Annotated in this window: 2 protein-coding genes; both read right to left on the bottom strand. The window is 60.0% G+C overall.

Going from position 1 to position 1683, the window contains the following annotated elements; all coding sequences use genetic code 11:
• Positions 1–318: PP2C family protein-serine/threonine phosphatase (locus WBB95_RS25010; protein ID WP_424490005.1), on the bottom strand; the 318-nt coding region annotated here is incomplete at its 3' end.
• Positions 319–323: 5 nt separating this feature from the next.
• Positions 324–1683: type VI secretion system membrane subunit TssM (gene tssM / locus WBB95_RS25005; protein ID WP_424490004.1), on the bottom strand; the 1360-nt coding region annotated here is incomplete at its 5' end.

Raw genomic sequence — 1683 nt, 5'->3', positions numbered from 1 at the left:
CTCAAGCAGCAGTGCCACGACGGTGCTGCCCATCGCGGCGTCGACGCTTGGCGCACGATGCTCGCGCGCCAAGTGGTGGTTAAGGCCTTGCAAGCGCTGCCGAACCGCGCGAACGCGTTGCTCAAGGTTTCCAACCGGGGGCAATGATGCGAGGCTGCTGATCACCCATTGACTGGCCACATCCCCATCCGGATGACCGCCCATGCCGTCGGCCACCGCCCAACAGCCTTGCTGCGGGCAGTCGAGGTACGCGTCCTCATTGCGGCGCCTGGCTTGGCCCTGCTGCGTACGCCCGGCACTGCGCCATTGAACAGGCATGTGACTCACAGTTGCTCCGGCAATCGGAAGGTGCGCCACGCGTCCATTTCAAATGGGTTGGGGGTGCGTTGACTCGTCAGCAGGTAATTGGCGCGTAAACCGGCGAGGTCCGCCTTGAATATCTGCGCGTTACGGCCGCTCGCCGGCTCCTTCTGCAACAGGTCAAAAAACCTGAACAACGACCAGGCCCCGCTATTTTTCTCGATACCCAGTGGCCGCTGCTCTGTGCCCCGGTCCAGTATCAGACTGCTGCGACCATTGTCCGCTTCCATCGGCCATTGAAACGCCATGGGTACGATCGGACCATGGCGATACTCCAATTGCTTTTCACCCAGGCGCAAGGTCGCACGACTGACCGATTGATCCAGGCTGTAGGGGGCCACAGTGAATCGAACCGATAACTCGCCCTGTTCCTCGGCAAAAAAGCTGCGCCGGATGACCTGGGCTTTCGTCAGCTGTTCCAGCAACGAACGATTGACGGCCAAGGCATTGCCATCCAGACCACGCAGCTTGTAGCGATTGCCATCGACGCTGATAAACGGTTTCAGGTAGCCCTCGTAAAAGCGTGCCATGACTCCTTGAGGCTTGAAAAACTCTTGAAAGTCGCTCAAGCCGACATCACTGGTGGCATGGGCATTGAACGGATAACGCTGGCGAATCGCCTTGGCGTAAAGGCCATATACCTCACTTTGATAACGTTGATTGACGTGCACATAGGCCCCCTCCATCAAATGGCGCCAACTGTCGTCAGCCACCCCTTCAAACCAGCCGGCGAGTGGCATCGGTAACCGTGCCGCGGCGTCACGCAGATTGCCCAGCACATCCTGCTGCCCCTCCATTCGCCGTTTTACCCGCTGGAAAGCCGCCTGCTCCGGCGCGCCCTCGCGGTTCAGCGCCGCCAGTTGCAAATGCAATTCGTCGAGCAGCCGCAGCGCCTGGGTCAACTCGACACTCGGGTTCTGCTGTTCGTCCAGCAACTGGTGCAAGGGCTCGAAACGTCGTTGCAGCGCGCGGCGTGCAGAATCGGGAAATGCCGCCGTTTGTACCTCTGCCACCGCCAACTGAGCGATCACGCCCAATTCGCCTGCCTGTTGAACCGCTTTGCCTAACCGCTCATGGGCGGGCAACAAGCGAGTGTTTTCACCCACCAGCAGCAATAACTGCATCAACGGCGACTGGGCGGAGGTCAGGTTCGCGAGCTGTTCGGCATCCTGCTTGAGGTTGTCGGTTTGCCGCAGGCCAATTTGGCTGAGGGCGGCGCTCCAGGCATCGGCATACTCGCTGAAATAGCGCTGTTGCAGCTCAGTCATCAACCGACGCAAATCCACGGTACTGAGGTCGCTGGCCTCTCCCATCACCCAGTTG

This window comes from Pseudomonas sp. (assembly GCF_049645325.1).
GTDB lineage: Bacteria > Pseudomonadota > Gammaproteobacteria > Pseudomonadales > Pseudomonadaceae > Aquipseudomonas.
This window is presented reverse-complemented; position numbering and strand designations above follow the sequence as displayed.